Annotated in this window: 14 protein-coding genes; 3 read left to right on the forward strand and 11 right to left on the reverse strand. The window is 38.0% G+C overall.

Annotated elements, in window-relative coordinates; genetic code table 11:
• The first annotated feature begins 437 nt into the window (after positions 1-437).
• The 3 genes from ldtD to KDJ85_RS00075 all read left to right on the forward strand — a co-directional run bounded on the left by ldtD (position 438) and on the right by KDJ85_RS00075 (position 3,811).
• Positions 438-2,222 carry a L,D-transpeptidase gene (gene ldtD, locus KDJ85_RS00065; RefSeq protein ID WP_225817833.1) on the forward strand — a complete coding sequence of 595 codons (1,785 nt, stop codon included), beginning with the start codon at positions 438-440 and terminating at the stop codon, positions 2,220-2,222.
• 353 nt (positions 2,223-2,575) lie between these two features.
• Positions 2,576-3,124 (forward strand): peptidoglycan L,D-endopeptidase MepK, encoded by a 549-nt coding sequence (mepK, locus tag KDJ85_RS00070; protein WP_206086655.1) that lies wholly within the window; start codon positions 2,576-2,578, stop codon positions 3,122-3,124.
• Between the two features lie 39 nt (positions 3,125-3,163).
• Positions 3,164-3,811, forward strand: a complete 648-nt coding sequence (locus KDJ85_RS00075) for an MBL fold metallo-hydrolase (RefSeq protein WP_225817834.1) — start codon at positions 3,164-3,166, stop codon at positions 3,809-3,811.
• Between the two features lie 100 nt (positions 3,812-3,911).
• On the opposite strand, the gene KDJ85_RS00080 is transcribed toward KDJ85_RS00075, so the two are convergent.
• From KDJ85_RS00080 to asnS, 11 genes are all read right to left on the reverse strand, one after another.
• Positions 3,912-5,081 (reverse strand): hypothetical protein, encoded by a 1,170-nt coding sequence (locus KDJ85_RS00080; protein ID WP_225817836.1) that lies wholly within the window; start codon positions 5,079-5,081, stop codon positions 3,912-3,914.
• Complete coding sequence (locus KDJ85_RS00085) at positions 5,081-7,666, reverse strand: fimbria/pilus outer membrane usher protein (protein ID WP_225817837.1); 2,586 nt, start codon at positions 7,664-7,666, stop codon at positions 5,081-5,083. The genes KDJ85_RS00080 and KDJ85_RS00085 overlap by 1 nt, the downstream gene beginning before the upstream one ends.
• Before the next feature lie 69 nt (positions 7,667-7,735).
• Positions 7,736-8,485: a fimbrial biogenesis chaperone gene (locus KDJ85_RS00090; protein WP_225817839.1), complete on the reverse strand. Its 750-nt coding sequence runs from the start codon at positions 8,483-8,485 to the stop codon at positions 7,736-7,738.
• A gap of 11 nt (positions 8,486-8,496) precedes the next feature.
• Complete coding sequence (locus tag KDJ85_RS00095; RefSeq protein WP_225817841.1) at positions 8,497-9,219, reverse strand: fimbrial biogenesis chaperone; 723 nt, start codon at positions 9,217-9,219, stop codon at positions 8,497-8,499.
• A gap of 10 nt (positions 9,220-9,229) precedes the next feature.
• Entirely contained in the window at positions 9,230-9,766 is a 537-nt protein-coding gene (locus tag KDJ85_RS00100; RefSeq protein WP_225817842.1) for a fimbrial protein, read from the reverse strand.
• A 12-nt stretch (positions 9,767-9,778) separates the two neighbouring features.
• Positions 9,779-10,360, reverse strand: a complete 582-nt coding sequence (locus KDJ85_RS00105) for a fimbrial protein (protein WP_225817844.1) — start codon at positions 10,358-10,360, stop codon at positions 9,779-9,781.
• On the reverse strand, positions 10,335-11,036 hold the full coding sequence (locus tag KDJ85_RS00110) for a fimbrial biogenesis chaperone (RefSeq protein WP_225817846.1): 702 nt from the start codon (positions 11,034-11,036) through the stop codon (positions 10,335-10,337). The genes KDJ85_RS00105 and KDJ85_RS00110 overlap by 26 nt, the downstream gene beginning before the upstream one ends.
• A gap of 273 nt (positions 11,037-11,309) precedes the next feature.
• A complete protein-coding gene (locus KDJ85_RS00115; RefSeq protein ID WP_225817848.1) occupies positions 11,310-11,873 on the reverse strand; it encodes a fimbrial protein in 564 nt (187 codons plus the stop codon).
• A gap of 1,009 nt (positions 11,874-12,882) precedes the next feature.
• On the reverse strand, positions 12,883-14,073 hold the full coding sequence (locus tag KDJ85_RS00120; RefSeq protein WP_225817850.1) for an amino acid aminotransferase: 1,191 nt from the start codon (positions 14,071-14,073) through the stop codon (positions 12,883-12,885).
• 433 nt (positions 14,074-14,506) lie between these two features.
• Entirely contained in the window at positions 14,507-15,607 is a 1,101-nt protein-coding gene (locus KDJ85_RS00125) for a porin (RefSeq protein ID WP_225818344.1), read from the reverse strand.
• A 560-nt stretch (positions 15,608-16,167) separates the two neighbouring features.
• On the reverse strand, positions 16,168-17,568 hold the full coding sequence (gene asnS, locus KDJ85_RS00130; RefSeq protein WP_225817851.1) for an asparagine--tRNA ligase: 1,401 nt from the start codon (positions 17,566-17,568) through the stop codon (positions 16,168-16,170).
• Positions 17,569-17,792: the final 224 nt, after the last annotated feature.

A 17,792-nucleotide genomic window follows, 5' to 3' on the forward strand; every position in this document is an offset into this window, starting at 1 on the left:
CAATAGATTGAAATGAGCGTTATTTATTATGGCATCAGTCAACTTAAGCCCCATCATATGGGATTATGAATTAATAACTTGAGTGTATGCCACTTGGTAAAAGTATTGTTTAATTAATTTGAATAAAACAAGGTTTTTCAAACATATTTTCTCTTAGTGAAAACCATTGTTTTTATATGGAAATCGGCTCTTAAAGAAAGCTCTCAGCAAAGCTTTTAATTAAAATAAAATTCATCTATGTTTAAAGCGTAAAATAGTCAGTTAGCCTGTTAGAGATGTAAATAATTCTTTTTATCATTTAATGATGATCTATGGATGTCTATCTGAAAAAAAGAAAATTAGTCTATTCCTATAACATTGTTGTTAAAATTAAATACAATTAAATTGCAACTATAATAAAAACTATTGTTATCCATGTAGTAACTTAAGGTGGATGTATGGCAAAGAGAAGAGTGAAAGCTCTGCAAGTTTCAGTAATGTGTGGGTTAATGGCATTCCAGTTTCCTGCATTTTCCAGTGATGAAAATACGCAGCAAAGTGTAACCGAAGCTCCACAACCTCAAGTTGTTGAAGTAAAAGAGATCTTAACGGTTACACCAACAGAGAGTATGGCAAAAATAGCGGCTTCACTTCCAGCTGATGTGAAACCCGTTTTTGCAGCGCAACTCGCTAAATTATATGCCGATAAGCAAATGAAACTTTTATGGCAAGATGAAACAGCGATTAGTCAATTTCAACAGCAAATAGCGGAACTTTCACTTTCTGGGGTTCAACCTCAGTTTGCGCAATGGCTATCCTTATTGGAAAATAACCAGCTAAGTGAGCTTGGTCGTGATGTGATTCTATCGGATGCGATGCTTGGTTATCTCCAATATCTCTCTTCTATTGAATCCAGTGGGCAATATTGGTTGTATACGAATCGACCTTACAAAATCATTGCGCCTACAGCTGCACAAATAAAACCTTGGTTAGATGCTGTTGATTCTCAACGCCTAACTGAGTGGGTTAAAGCACAAGCACCTAACCATCCAATGTATCAGCCAATGCGCAAAGAAATGCTTAAATTGCTGGCACAACCTGAAGATGAGTTAGAAATAACGAGTACGAAGACACTTAAACCAGGGCAATCCAGTGATGATGTGCTTGTACTACGTAAAATTTTACAGCGTGAGGGTTTGTTAGCTGATAGCGTGACAGAAGATGTGGTTGAAACTGAAGCGCCTGAAACGTTAGCGCAAGTTGCAGAACAAGCGAGCGAACAACCTACTGAGGCTGTGGCAGTCGAACCTGCAAAACCAGCCAGCGCAGCCTCTAAAGTTTATGATCAAGAACTGGTCGATGCTGTTAAAAAATTTCAGTTACAATATGGCTTAGAAGCTGATGGTGTGATTGGAAAGGGGACTCGAGTTTGGCTGAATATGAAGCCAGCGACAAAAGCAGGATTGATGGCGTTGAATATTCAACGTTTGCGTATTATTCCTGTGAGTAGTGGAACAGGGATTTTGGTGAATATTCCAGGCTATTCGTTAGATTTCTATTTAAATGATGAAGTTATCCTAGATTCTAAAGTGATTGTGGGTCGTGCGGATCGCAAAACGCCAATTATGAGCAGCGCATTAAATAATGTGGTAATCAACCCACCTTGGAGTGTGCCGACAAGTATGGCTCGTAAAGATATTGCACCAAGAGGAAAACAAGATCCAAGTTATTTTAGCCGTAAAGGATATACTGTTTATTCAGGTTGGGGGGCAGATTCTTATGAAATTAACCCTTACTCAATCGATTGGGATAACATCACTCCAGCAAATTTCCCATACCGTATTAGACAAGCGCCAGGCCCAACGAATTCATTAGGGCGCTATAAATTCAATATGCCAAGTTCTGATGCCATTTACTTGCATGATACGCCAAATCATAGCTTATTTAACCGTAATGCACGTGCGATAAGTTCAGGTTGTGTACGTGTCAATAAAGCGAGTGAGCTGGCCAGTATTTTACTTGGTGATGCAGGGTGGGAACAAAAACGTATTGATGGCGCATTGAAAGAAGGGTCAACACGTTACGTCAATATACCAGACAGAATTCCTGTATATCTTTATTACCAAACAGCTTGGGTTGATAAAGACCAACAACCGCAATACCGTGCTGATATTTATCAATATGATAATGGTATTGATAATGTAGATACTTATTTGCCATTATTGAAAAAAGTCATGCTGTAATAATTAGATAATTAACGAAAAATAGAGGCGGAAATGCCTCTTTTTTCACTGATTCTGTTTAATTCCAAATAATTCCATTGCTGATGCACAAGTTATGATTATTATTTAAGCTAAATTATTGATGTCGTGCTGTTCAGGAATCCATCACAACAGATTTAACGTAATAATAAGGTTAAAACGCATAATTTAGTGATATGACTCTATTTTTGACGAATATGGCAATAAATTTGACTTAAATTATGCATATCTTTACATAATTATACATTAAAACTGGGTGTGATTTGCTAGACTCAATAGGTTGTCTGAAATTCATCGAATATTTATTTAAATTATTAGAGTCTGAGCTATCACCTATGGATATTATTGATCAAACCCGCAGAAAATGGCTGGGAATTGGCGCTGCAACAGTGGGCCTCAGTTTATTACCAAGTCATGTCTTTGCTGCAATGACGACGCCTCGTCCTCGTATTTTGCGTTTTCAAAACATTAATACAGGCGAGTTTTTGAAAACAGAATTTTTTGATGGTCGTCGTTACAATAAATCTGAACTTGCTCGTTTAAATCATTTTTTCCGTGATTATCGTTGTGACAAAGTCAAAACGATCGATCCAAAATTGTTTGATCAAATTTATTTACTGCAAATGATGATGGGAACCAATAAACCCGTTCAATTGATCTCTGGCTATCGCTCTTTAGAAACGAATAATAAATTACGCAGTAAAAGTTCAGGTGTCGCGAAAAAAAGCTATCATACACGTGGACAAGCGATGGATTTTCACATTGAAGGTTTACAATTAAGTAATATCCGTAAAGCGGCACTGAAAATGGGTGCGGGTGGTGTTGGTTATTACCCTAGAAGCAATTTTATACATATCGATACAGGACCTGCAAGAACGTGGTAATCTGTGCATAGGTGACACAGATTACGGAGTAATTGTTCGATGAAATATACTATTATCCCAGTAACGCCATTTATGCAAAACTGTCAGGTTATTTGGGATGAAAATACGTTAGACGCAGTTGTGGTTGATCCTGGTGGTGAAGCAGAAAAATTGATTTCTGCTATCGAAAGTCGTGGATTAACCCTGACTAAAATTCTGCTTACCCACGGCCATTCTGATCATATTGGTGCTTCAGCCATACTCTCCAAACATTTTTCTGTGCCTATTTATGGGCCTCAGAAAGAAGATGCTTTCTGGATTGAAAACCTTGCAGAACAAAATGCGATGTTTTATATCGGAGAATGTCCAGATTTCACTCCTGATTATTGGTTAGAAGAAGGGAATAAAGTCACGTGTGGCGGCATTACTTTTGACGTGTTGCATTGCCCAGGGCATACACCAGGCCATATCATTTTCGTCAATCACGACGATAAATTAATTTCAATGGGTGATGTGTTATTTAAAGGCGGTGTAGGGCGTAGTGATTTCCCTCGTGGAAATCATCAGGACTTAATCGCATCAATTAAAAACAAAGTGTTGCCGTTAGGTGATGACTATCAGTTCATTCCAGGTCACGGGCCTATGTCAAATTTAGGCTTTGAGCGACAAACCAATCCTTTCTTACAGGATGAATTGCCTGTTTGGTAGTTTTTTATAAAACTTTTTTATTGAAGCCCTTAAATTAAAATAGGGGCTTCAATATTGAATCAAAAATCAATTTATTTATCTAAGCTAACTAATTGTAAAGCTAGCTTTTAACAAAAAAATTCAGCTCAGTTTTTCCGTGGTAATTTCCTGGGTTTACTTCAGGAGTACGGCATAAGGCCCATTTAATATTAAGAGGTATTGGTTTATTCGGCTCAACTTGAATATTTAAATCCATTTCTCGTCCATCAAAATGAATCAAATCACTTCTTCCAGCATCTTTACAACCTAAAACACTATTTTTACCTATTTGAGAAATAGCACCAAGTACCCATGGCAAAGTGTCAGACTTAGTTGTATTGTCGGCTGGCTGTAGTAATAACTTTGTTGGTTCTTGTGAATCATAGGTGGTTTCTTTAGCTAATGCAGTTACATGCAATGTATCTTGACGACTGCCGTTACATTTAACAGTCAATGATGAGTCTTGAATACTTTCCATTTCATTTACAAAAGTATGTTCAATTCTCGAATTCGTGATATTACTCACCTCGCAATAACGTAAAACTGTAAAGTTTCCATTCACTAAGACTTTAAATGATGTGGAAGAAGAACGAGCCCCCATCACAACAAAGAGAGGGTAAGTCGAATTACTGTATGAAAATTTTCCTGGGGCTAAATCTGGAGCGGCATAGATAGTTTGGTTAGGCTGTAGGGAGATTCTGAGCGTTTTTTTTCCTCCCCCTGGCACACTTAAGTAACTATTCTGTGGGTAAAAACACACATTAGGCAAATAATTTGGCATGGTAGATAAACCTTCCGCTGGAGCTGAAAAAAACGTCCCTTTGTAATAATTTCGCAGAGGCTCCTGATTTATCGTGGTTGTCATTTCATATTCAATTTTAGGGAAATAATATGCTTGAACTAAATTTGATGTAAGATTTGTTAATGGTAGTGCGTATTGGCTAAAACTAAAAGGCATAATGACAAATCCATCCGACTTACAAGCATTATCTACATTACTTAAAGCAATTAGTGGGACTGTTGCTAACCAATAAGTGGTTTTGGTCGGATTGTAAACTGGAGAACCTTCTATATATGTGTTCCCTACTAAAACTCCCGTTACTTCATGTTCAAAACGCTCTGCCATTGTCATATCTATGAGACCACTTAGCTCAAGACTTACTGTTTCTACTACTTTAGCTGATGCTAAATGAACGCTTAAGAGTAATGATGTACCCATGATAAATAACGAGCGCCATATTTTATTGGCCATTATAAACCCCCTCCAACGTTACTTTGACATTCAACTGAAAACGTTCTTAATGGATTACTACTTGATAATTCTATATCTTTTAATCCATCAAAGCTGGCAATGCACAACTGTTGATTCGATGTTCCCCATTTTATTTGTAGTTTTCCCGAATTTGGTAATCCACTCATATATAAAACACCATCATCACCGACTAACCCTGTATTGCTCTCATTTGAGGCATCATTTGTCATTAGTGTCGCAACAGCGCCAAATGGAACTGTTTGATCATTATGAGTAAGATGAATCAAGGCTTGATATCCAATTTTTGTCTCAAACTTAACTTTAATTATCGCCCCTGAGGTTGGGTAAACATTTTTAGATGTTTGCTGCAGTGTCACCTCATCAGGTAAAGTATTTACATTTAATCCTACCGTATTTTTTGAATAGTCCGCCAAATATGGGTATATTGCTTTACCTTGAGAGTTTATCTTCGCATTACTAGCGGTTAATTCTGTTCCATCTGCACCTTCAGCTTCGATAATAGCAATACTACTACTGGTTGTTCTGCCGAAAATTAATCCATCTGAATAGGCTACAACACTGCCATTATAGCCTGCGTTAACAGAATAATAGTCTTTTGAGTAATTATAGCCAGCTGACGCGGTGCCTTTGCTTCCTGAATAGTTTGCATAAATGGAACCATTGCTATTTTGTCCCTGATTACCCCAACCCTGAGATACTCCATAAGTTAATTTATTGTCTAAGAAGCTCCCACTGACACCTGCCTGATGATTGGTTTTACCACTATTATCGTGATATACCGAATAGGTACTATTAATATTGTTCCACGTTGATGAGTTAGAAAAAACACGAAAAGGAACACTAATATTGACACTAACTTGTCTGTTTTCAGGCCAGCTCTCTTTGTTTTTGACTCGGTCAATACTGTAATTAATACTATAAGATATCCCTTTGAAACTATTATTATAGCCTGTTGATAACTGAGTCATTTTTTGTGTTTTGTCCCAGTATTCATATTGATTTGCTGATATATAAACATTGCCATAATCATTAAGGGGCTGTGAAATCGAGACAGAATATTGATTTTTCTCACGGGAATTAAGCCACGGAGCGACATCTTCTTTCAGTCTATAATTGAAATTATTAAAATCACCGAAGGAAAAATACTCCTTGGATGAGTATTTGGTGCCACTTAAATCTATTGAAGTATTTGTTGCGACTATATTCTTTGAATAACGTACTCGATATGCTTGAGCTCGATTTACATTACCTTCATCAAGTTTCGCTTGAGCAAATGTAACATCTGTTGATATTGCCCCTACCGTTCCCAATGAAGCGCCAATACCCATTGCACTAGACCAGTAATCATCAGCAACTATTGAACCACCATAAAGAGTAATATCTTTTGGCAAACCATAGCTTCCTGTCGCTTGCACAAAATCTGCTTTTTTCGAACCAATGGTAATACCACCGTCATATCTGCCAGCTGTCAGTTCATATTTCCAGCCACCAGGACGTTGCATCACGGGAAGGGTTGAAAAAGCAACGGTATAGGTGCGTTCAGTACCGTCTTCTTCTTTAATCGTGATGTCAAGTGCCCCTGAATTTCCTCCCGTAACTAAATCTTTAATACTAAATGGCCCAGGAGAGACATAGGTTTGATAAACAACATAACCATTTTGGCGAATAGTAATTTGCGCATTTGACTGTGCAATACCATTGATATCTGGCGCAAAGCCGCGAAGACTATCAGGCAACATTTGCTCATTTGAAAATAATTTCACGCCGCGAAATGGAACTGAATTTAAAATATCGCCATTTGTTGAGCTTTCACCCATTAATAAATCTGAACGCATCGAATATATATTTCGAGAGACATAAGTGTTCGAAAAATTATTATCATTAGTTGTTGAACTATATTCGTTTCCTGACTGATGATTATAGGCATGAGTCATCGTTGAACGTAAACGCCATGCTCCTGCATTTGCTCCCATGAGTAAACTAACAAATAAATTATCAGTTTTTGTTTTACTGCCTAATGATGAGTTATTCTCAGCATGATTAGCACTAAACATATAGTTACTTATAATGCCTGGAATACCATTATCTAATAGCGATGGATCAATATAGCCAATGGCATTCTGATCCATTGCAATTTGAGGTATACTTATAGCGACACTGATTTTTGATAAATCAGTAGTGATTGAGGCATCGGGGATATAATCACTTAAGTCAGTAATAATGGCATTAGGTGCTAGATCGCGTAATTTAGGTTGAGTGCTAACTTTCACACCTATGTCAGCTAAAAAAGCAGGGGTCATTTCAGGTACAACCTGACTATTTTCATTCAGAACAAAGTTTAATGGATATTCACCTTTTAGTGTCTGATTGACATAAACCATCATCGTATAGGTTCCCGTTGGGATACTAGCGTTCTGTGAGAAATGGCTTAAATCTATCTCATTTGGGTCAATACCTAACTGTTCATCAAGTAAACTAGGGTCAAAATAATCTTCGCTGCTACCATGAAATGGCAACATGACAAATAGAAATAATAAATAGGTCTTATTAAAAATTTTTTTCATATTATGTGCATCACGGTTAGTGATGAAAGCCCTGTCATTCTTATATTTTATTATTTCTTCAGAAAATAATTAATTTAATGAAGCTGTATGTGTCTTAGTCGGAAATAAATATTCATCTAGTATGTTCCATGTCACTATTCCAGTAGCATCTGCTGGGATCTCATATTTTTGTTCACTAAAAGGTGCGACTGAAACATAAAGTTGTTCTTCTTTTAGGCTATAATTACCAACTGTGAGTGTGTTAAACGTTGCATAAATTGGCATATTATTCTTAACGAACAGCTGATTTCCTTGCTTACGAAAAGCTAATTTTTCTGCAACATCCTCTAACTGAATGTCTTTTAATTTCTCAGGTCGATAATAGATTTTGAATAACAATGCTCGCATCACCGTAAACTGTACTGATTGATGATCTTCATTTGTTGATGGGATCGCTTTTAGCTGTACAAGAAACACACTCTCTCGGTCATCGGCTAACTTATCATTCTGCTTTGCATAAAAAACGCGCCAACTGTGGTATTCTTCAGGCTCTAGCTTATATAACGGTGGAGTGATAACAAATGGAAAAGGTACTTTTTTGTCTAAAATATTTAGCCCTGTTTCTTCATTTAACCACTTCATATTTGCTTGAATTAAGAAAGGCACCTTATCTGTATTTCTCAAACTAACTGAAATACTTTTGTCCCCCTCAATGTAGGTCAAGCGTTTGAGAGAAAATTTTAATCCATTTGTTTGAGTTTCAGCCGCTGATGGAAAAATAGAACAGGCAGCAAGCATAAAAATACTTAAAATGAAGTTCTGTATATTGCATCTTTTCATTATACATCACCTTATTTACTGTGAACTTGGTTATTCGGCTGAGAATAATGATAAGTTGTTGTTGTTCCACCAAAGTCATTAATCATTTGCCAAGAAGCCCTCTCAATATAACCACTGAAACGATTAATTTTCGTCTGACTAAATGGTGCGATTAACACACTATTTTGATAAGCGTTGTTATTAATTTTTATATTTATCAAAGTCATATAGTTTTTTGTTGGATTATCAAATAGCCATTCTCCACCTTTTTCTTGCAGTGTTACTTGACTATATGTCTGTTCAGTTGGCGCTTGTATACCTTCAGGCCGATAAAATAGTTTTATAACGATATTTGTTACAAAAACTAATTTAGCATTATTTTGAGCAATTTCTGAACTCGGTGATGTCGATGGGATTGCTCGCGTGTTTAAATAGAATATAGACTCTCTGTCACTGGGTAGCGTGTTTTTGTCTTTTAAGAAAATGCGTGCGCTGAATTTACTGTTTGCATTTAGTCTAAATAATGGGGGAGTGATAGCAAATAAATTTGTTTTTCCGCCATCAACTTGAGTTGTGACCCCCATTTGAATTAGATAAGGGGAGTTATCATCATTTGAAACCGTTGCGACTTCATTTTTCGCGCCACTTTCAAAAATAATACGGGTTTGTTCTAGACGGATGCCATCTGCATAAGCGACATGATGAACGATAAAAAATTGGCATATGACTAAAATACATGTGATTAGATTTTGCATCATTACCCCGTTAATCAACTACAAATGAAAATGTAACCGTTGACTGAAAATCACCCACTTGAGGATCACACTTACTGCCTGCTTTACATCTGATATAGGTATACAATGTCTTATTAAGTTGATTTTCATCTATATTTTTCCAGACTTGGCTTTCTCTTTCTACGAAGTCAGTTGTTGAAGATGAGCCCATAATATTATTTTTTTCAGAAAAACTTATTCCGAATCCCTTGCTGGTATCATCAATGAATGTAATAGAATCAAGGTAATTTTTTGGTGATATTTTTACATAAGTACCTTTAAATCGATTTGTTGTGCAATCACTCAACACTATTTTAGTTTCAATTGGCTGAACTTTATTAGCTAAAATATCAGCAACTGTAACATTACCAAAATCAACTTCATTATGTGATGTACCTGTAATTGAAATTCGACACATTTGTGCGATTACTTTGACGTCAAACTCAAAATCAGCAGAGTTCCCTGCGATACTTGTTGGTGTAATGAGAGTTAAGAAGAGTAAAGTCAATATATTTAATAAAAATTTCATCACAGTCTCTTCTTAAGGTTGTACAAAAGTAAACACGACACTCGCGTTTAACTTTCCTGAGTTAATCGCTAATTCGTTCAACTTAACAACTCTCGCTTCAAAATATTTATCATTCTCACCATTTTGAACGGGAAAACTGACAGTATCAGCACTATTTTGAAAATTAATTAGCTGACAATTTGTGTTGGAAAAATCACATTGATAAAGTGAAAAAGCGGCATTTGTCACATTATCTTTAGGGTAAAGTTTACCATTCACCGTATTTGAGTTCCCATCAGATTTGATTTCTACTTGTAAGTCAGGAATAACTTCATCGGTATAGTCTTGGCAATTATATGATATGGTGAATGGCTCTGTTGGCGTATTTTTATCACCTAGAGAGCCAATTTCAGTGGAAACTAGAGGTTTGGAAAATTCAACAACTTTACTTGAAAAAGCAAAAGAGCAGGTTCCCTTAGAAACCTTCCCTTTAACAATTAAATCTACTTGTTGGTCTTGTTCACTCAATGCAAAAGCGGGTGAAAGACCAATGCTGATTAGTATTACTGACAATATAACTTTAAGCATTTTATTGTAATTTTGCACTGAATTCATCGGTGCCACCTAAATCCGTAATAGCTCGCCAGACAATTGTGCCTTGTTTCATATTGGACGAAATCGGATAACTTAGAGAAGAGTATGGGGCTATCGTGGTATTTCCTTTTTCTAAACTAACATCGAGACGCTGGTTGTTGATCTTTATTTGTGCAAGATTGACATAATATGGCGAATCATTATTTACCTTAAGCGAGCTGCCTTCTATTTTGAATTTCAATTTTTCACGCGCTTGTGCGGAATCCATTGGCAAATTGCTTGGGCGGTAAAATAATTTTAAAACATGGTCATAGCCAATATTTAATCCATCACCTTCCGTTTTTTCTTTTTGCCCCGCAATCATCGTCGCATGAAAATAGAATAATGACTCACGATCTGTTGGTAATTCAGGGGTTTTACTAAATATTCTGACTTCTTGTTTCGAACCTGACGCTACTTTGAATACGGGAGGCGTCAGTTCAAAAGCTTTACTGGGTTTATTTTGAGCATCAGTGATATAAGCGCGAGTTAAATAATTTACTTGCTCATCAGTATTACTTACAGTGATCGAAACACTCTTAGCATCTTGAGGGTAAATAATTCGTGTTGCATCTAAGCTAACCCCTTTTGCATTCAAGAAAAAAGGAGCTAAAAATAAACTTAATGCAGATAGCATTTTGACTGTGTGTAATTTCATAGTAATTCTCTAATATAAATCCTAGCTAAGGATTAAACATAATTACCTGATTTAAAAGTCTTGATGGCTCTCCCCATGATTTTATACTAAAGCCAAATTACCATGATGGAGAGTATAACTCTAATATTACAGCATATAATGAGTATCAGCGATATCAGTATAATGGGTATTTTGTCTTAATAAGATAAAACACTCATTATTCTCAAGCAAACTAAGCTATCAAGTTCTCTTGATAGCTTAGTGAAGTATTTAGGCGTGTATTTTCTATTAAAATTAATTATAAGATACAGTAAAAGTGACAGGAACTTTCAAGTTATCTCCTTCTGTCGCTTCTTGTACCAGCATCAGTGATGCTTTCATTGGGATACTCGCAAAACCACCCTCATTCAATGCATTTGAAACAATCACTGATGCTTCTGAATTCGGCTTAATATCTTGAGTTGTTGTGCCATCTTTATCAACGGCTTCTAATTTTACCGCTAACGATTTTGCTGCCGAGTTTGCAAAGTAGCCTGGGTTAAAAGGCGATGTGGCTCCAGATGCGTGTACGTTAACTGCTGAGTCTTCTGGGTTTGCCGCTGAACAGTCTGTCAAAGTTAAATGGAAATTCTTGATTTCCCCAATTTGAGTGTTTAATGATTTATCTTTTAATTCTTGAGATGTAAATACACCCCAATTTACTGTCGAGCCTTCCGTAGTTGATGACACAACGCAGCTTGCAGAGCGAATGGTTGCTTCAAATGTAACGGTAGCACCTTGTTTTTCAGCTAATGCAACAGGGCTTAATAATACGCTTGATACGATGATGGCAGCAGAAATTTTGTTTAACATTGTCATATGTGAGTCCTCTTTACGAGTAAATTTAAATTCGATTAAATAATATTTAAGGTTGCCTTAATTAAAACATCTGGATTCTTTATCTTATTTGAATCTTAACTTTAGTTTTAATTGCTAACTTGGCTTGGGTATAAGATACAACATGTAATCTGCACAAAACACCTAAAGTGTGTATCAAGATAACAGCAAAGTGTTAATTTATTACACTCCAAAATAGTGTAAATAAGTCATATTAGTCAGTAAAATCAAATAAATAACGGGTTGGGAGTAGAAATGTTTTGTAATATTTGGGCGGAAAAAGATAAGTAAATCTGAAGTTTTTCAATAATAAAATTAAAGAAAATCAATATTATTCGTTATTTTTCAGTTGGTTAAGTTTTTATTGAGGTCGTATGCAGAGCATGCAGACTTTCAATAAACAAATGTTGTTTTATTACATAATAAAAGTTCGGTTTTCACGGCTATAAATTAACGTGTTATATATCAATTTGTTAATTGAGGGGGAATGCATTCAAGTTACCAACTGCATAAATAGAGTGTTCAAAGTAAGGATGTGATAATGACAAGTTAATAGTGCTTGGTGGGGAAAATATATTTTTTGGCGGTGAAGGTTATGTGACGATGCTGGATCCTGAAGGAGGCGGCTAAGTCACATTAATAGGTTTCAAATTTGTACCATAATTTATCGAATAATCGAGTGGGGATATTCTATCAATCCGAGAGCGGCTAATGGGTAATTTTATAGAATGATGAAGATGATGAAAGTTAATCACTTAAATGAAGAACAACCATTGCCGAATACTCAATATGCAATTTCTGATTGCGCATTAAGCATTACGTGATGAACGTTTGGCCTTGAGATTTACAATGATGCTTACCGTAATTAGTAGTGGGCAAGCAGTGGGAGCACCTCCTAAATAATTTTCAATGGTATATTGGGGAGAATTTAGCATAAAAAAAACACCCCAAGTTGAAGTGGGGTGTTTTTAATATAACACAAAGTAAATTCTTACAGCACTTTCACTATGGCATCACACAGCGGAACCATGTTTTCCAGTGTCAGACCAGCCACGTTAATACGCCCAGAACTCACTGCATAGATACCAAATTCGCTACGTAGACGCTCTACTTGCTCTTTTGTTAGGCCACTAAAGGAGAACATACCATTTTGGTTGATAATGAAGCTGAAATCCTGTTTAGCACCTTTTTCTTCCAAGGTTTTGACTAACAGCTGGCGCATACGTTTGATACGTTCGCGCATTGCAGTTAATTCTTGGATCCATTCGGCTTTTAACGCATCATCAGAAAGGATAGTGGTGACTACTGCTGCGCCGTGTGCTGGTGGGTTAGAGTAGTTTGCACGGATAACGGCTTTTGCTTGGCTAAATGCACGCTCTGCGTTATCGCTGTCTTTTGCAATAATCGTACAAGCACCAACACGTTCATTGTATAAACCGAAGTTTTTCGAGAATGAACTCGCAACGATCATTTCTGGATTGTTTTTGGTGAAGATGCGTAGGCCTTCAGCGTCTTCGTCTAAGCCTTTTGCAAAGCCTTGGTAAGCAAAGTCAAAAACAGGTAATAAGCCTTTGTCTGCGCACAGTGTGGCTAGCTTTGCCCATTGCTCCGCTGTTGGGTCAATACCCGTTGGGTTATGGCAGCAGCCATGCAGAACAATCACATCGCCTGCAACCGCAGAAGATAAGCTGTTTAACATGCCATCGAAATCCATGCCATGTTTTGCTGCATCGTAGTAGTTATAGGTTAAAACTTCTAAGCCTGCTGCTTCAAAAATATTTTTGTGGTTAGGCCAAGTTGGGTTGCTTATCCAAACGCGTTTTGCATTGGTTTGTTTCGCAATAAAATCAGCTGCAATACGCAGGGCACCTGTACCGCCTGGTGCTTGTGCTGTACGAGCACGTTTTGAGGTGACAATTTCATGTTGCGCACCGAATAACAATTCTTGTGTTACACGGCCAAATTCTGGCATTCCGCTAATCGCAAGATAGTTTTTGGTGTTTTCGTTATCTAGCAGGAATTTTTCTGCTTTTTTGACAGTATCAAGTACAGGGGTTTTTCCTGATTCGTCTTTGTAGACGCCAATACCTAAGTTAATTTTATTATCGCGGGGATCAGCACGGAAACTATCAGCAAGACCTAAAATAGGGTCAGCGGGGGCAGAAGTAATTTTCTCAAACATGTTGTCGATTCCAAAGCTCGGTTGTGGTACCTAACACCAACCTGTGTGGTGAGGCAAAGTAAGGGTTTTTATGGCAACCTTACCTGTCAGATGCCCCATACAGCGGGTTAATGCTGGGTATAGCTGAAAACGGGTTTAGTCGAACGAGTCGAGTTCTCAGGTTAACGTGTGAAAGGGCTTTTGCCAACCGTTTTACGAAAAATTGGCGAGATCTTGTGAGCTAGGTAGTAATTGCATGTTATCCAACCAGAAATATCCATAAAGGTGGTGAATTTACCTGCCTTATCGATGGTTTGGATTGATAACTACGAAGGTGAACAGGTTTTGAGGTAGGTATAACAAAGGTCGGTATAATGCATACATAAAAAAGCAGCGCCGAAGCGCTGCTTGCAAAAACATGTTACCGTTTTCTAAATTATCAGTTAACTGATAATTAGAATTGGTAGATCAGACCTAAACCAACTACGTTATCAGTATTGATACCAACTTGGTCTGTGAATGTATTGTCTTTTAACAGGTTGATTTTGTAGTCAACAACTGCAGACATGTTTTTGTTGAAGTAGTAGTAAGAACCTACAGAGATATATTTAACTAAATCTTTGTTACCGTATCCACCTAAGTCTTTACCTTTAGATTGGTTATAACCTAAAGATGGTTTCAGACCAAAGTCAAACAGGTACTGAGCAACTAACTCAACGTTTTCAGTTTTGTTAGCAACTAGGTTACCAGAACCGTAACGAGTTGTATTCAGAGTTTGGCCATACATCGCTGCTAAGTAAACATTGTTAGCGTCGAATTTACCACCAACGTTCCATGCCTGAGCTTTTTGGCCGCCAGCAGTAGTTTTGTTGCGTTGGTCTGGAGTACGAGAAGAGTTAGAGTAACCACCACCCAGAGTCACGCCCCAACCTAAGTCATAAGCGGTAGAGAAACCGTAGCCGTCACCGTTGTCTTTACGTGGGTTACCGGAACTTGATTTGTTATCGTCGCCGTTTTTACCTTGATATTGCAGAGCGAAGCTCAGGCCATCAACATAACCGAACGCGTTGTTGTTACGGTAAGTTAACAGGTTACGGTTACGGCTAGTCATAAAGTTGTCAGACTGAGCCATGGTGTCGCCGCCCCATAAAGGCATAACGTCGGTCCATGCGTTCGTGTCATAGATTACGCCGTAGTTACGGCCGTAGTCGATTGAACCGAAATCAGCAAATTTTAAACCAGCGTATGCTAAACGGTTTTTGTTTTCGTTGCTGTCTTCAGCTTTATTAGTTTTAGTTTCCCACTCAAAACGACCAAAACCAGTCAGTTGATCAGTGATTTGAGTATCACCTTTCAGACCTAAACGAACACGAGAATCGTCGCCATCTTCGCTGCTAGTTTTGCCGCTGCCTTTGCCATCTGCAAAGTAGTGACGAACGTCAACTTTACCGTAAACGTCTAACTTGTTGCCGTCTTTGTTGTATACTTCAGCTGCGTTTGCTGCACCAGCAGCTAACAGAGCTGGGATAACCATTGCAAGAATATTGCGTTTCATCATTATTATTACCCTCATTGGTGTTATTCGGACACCTGCCACTGCCAAAAATAATTCGCAAAAATAATTGGAACTATTTATGAGAGATTAGTGTCGTCTATGTCGGCGACCAGTGTTCCATTGCTAAATAAATTTATCTACCCTCAAAGTGCTACAAAATCAAAGATTCTGAAACAAATGGTAACTAGATGTTTCTAAATGTAAAAAATAGAACAAAAAATAATCACTCATCGTACCAGTTTAAAAAATATTACAAAATTAAGGGAACTTTTTTGATAGACGATTTGAGCTTTTTTTGAGCAACTTAGAGAGATTTAACTGAAGATTTCTGGTTGGCAAAAAACAAAAATGAAGCAAAAAAGCAGATTATTCTTAGCAATATCAATGTAGGTGCAATATAACGGGAAATTATAAGGCAATAACGTAAAAAATGTGATCTATTTATCAGATGACTGAAATTAAATGTAACGAGATGAGATAGTTATTAAGTGAAAGCATCTCAGGGCTTAATTATCACGAGCCAACATGCTGGCTCGTGAATAAATACAAAAAAGCAGAAATTAAAATGCTGCGTTTCTTGGGGTACGTGGGAATGGGATTACTTCACGTACGTTACCGACACCAGTTACATAGGCAACTAAGCGCTCAAAACCAAGGCCGAAACCTGAGTGAGGCACTGTGCCGTAACGGCGTAGATCACGGTACCACCAGTAATCTTCTTTATTCATGCCCATTTCTTCAAGGCGAGCATCTAACATGTCCAAACGCTCTTCACGTTGTGAACCACCGATGATTTCACCAATACCCGGAGCAAGGACATCCATTGCCGCAACGGTTTTACCGTCTTCATTGAGGCGCATATAGAAAGCTTTGATGTCTTTCGGGTAGTTTTTCACCACGACAGGCGCTTTAAAGTGCTGCTCAGCAAGGTAGCGCTCATGTTCAGAAGACATATCGACACCCCAGTAAACTGGGTTTTCGAATTTCTGGCCACAGGTCTCAAGGATTTTGATCGCATCAGTGTAATCCACTTGCGCGAAATCAGAGTTAACAAAACTTTCTAAGCGGTTGATAACGTCTTTATCAACGCGTTGTGCAAAGAACTCTAAATCATCACGGCGTTCGGTCAGCGCTGCTTTAAATGCAAATTTCAGCATTTTTTCTGCAAGACCAGCCACATCATCTAAGTTTGCAAACGCAACTTCCGGTTCAACCATCCAGAATTCCGCCAAGTGACGGCTGGTGTTGGAGTTTTCAGCACGGAATGTTGGCCCGAAGGTATACACTTTGCTCAGTGCTGTTGCGTAGGCTTCACCATTTAACTGGCCTGAAACGGTTAAGAACGCTTCGCGACCAAAGAAGTCTTCACTGAAATCCACTTCGCCTTTGTCATTACGTGGCAAGTTATTGTAATCCAGTGTAGAGACACGGAACATTTCACCTGCGCCTTCGGTATCAGAAGCGGTAATGATTGGTGTTGAAACCCAGAAGTAGCCTTGCTCATCAAAGAAGCGATGAATAGCTTGCGCTAAGGTATGACGAACACGTGCAACAGCACCAATTAAGTTAGTGCGTGGGCGTAAGTGTGCCGCATCACGTAAGAATTCAACGCTATGGCGTTTTGCTGCCATTGGGTAAGTGTCAGGGTCTTCAACCCAACCAACCACTTTGACTGTGGTGGCTTCTAATTCAAATGATTGACCTTGACCTGGAGACTCTTTTACCGTACCCGTGACTTCAACGGAACAACCCGTGGTGAGATGCAGGACTTCGTCATTATAATTCGGTAAATTATTATTAATGATAGCCTGTAACGGGTTAAAGCATGAGCCGTCATAAACGGCGAGGAAAGAAAAACCAGCATTTGAATCTCTCCTTGTACGTACCCAGCCTTGAACGGTGACTTCAGAGCCTACCGCCACACGGCCTTGCAGTACGTCGACTACAGGCGCTACTATCATATAATTCACTCTCTTCATATTTAACAATATCTACTTTGACTATCTCAATCCGTCATACTTCGAGCCGTAGATGCGTTGGCTTCACAAACCGACCCTAGTCACATACTTGTGTATGCTCCTAGGGCTCAATTTGCTTGCCGCCTTCCTACAACTCGAATTATTTAGGATGCCATTCAAATTGTATTAAAACCATTTCATTCATTGTATTGCAGCTTTCTTTATTG

Source organism: Providencia vermicola, from assembly GCF_020381325.1.
Classification (GTDB): Bacteria; Pseudomonadota; Gammaproteobacteria; order Enterobacterales; family Enterobacteriaceae; genus Providencia; species Providencia vermicola.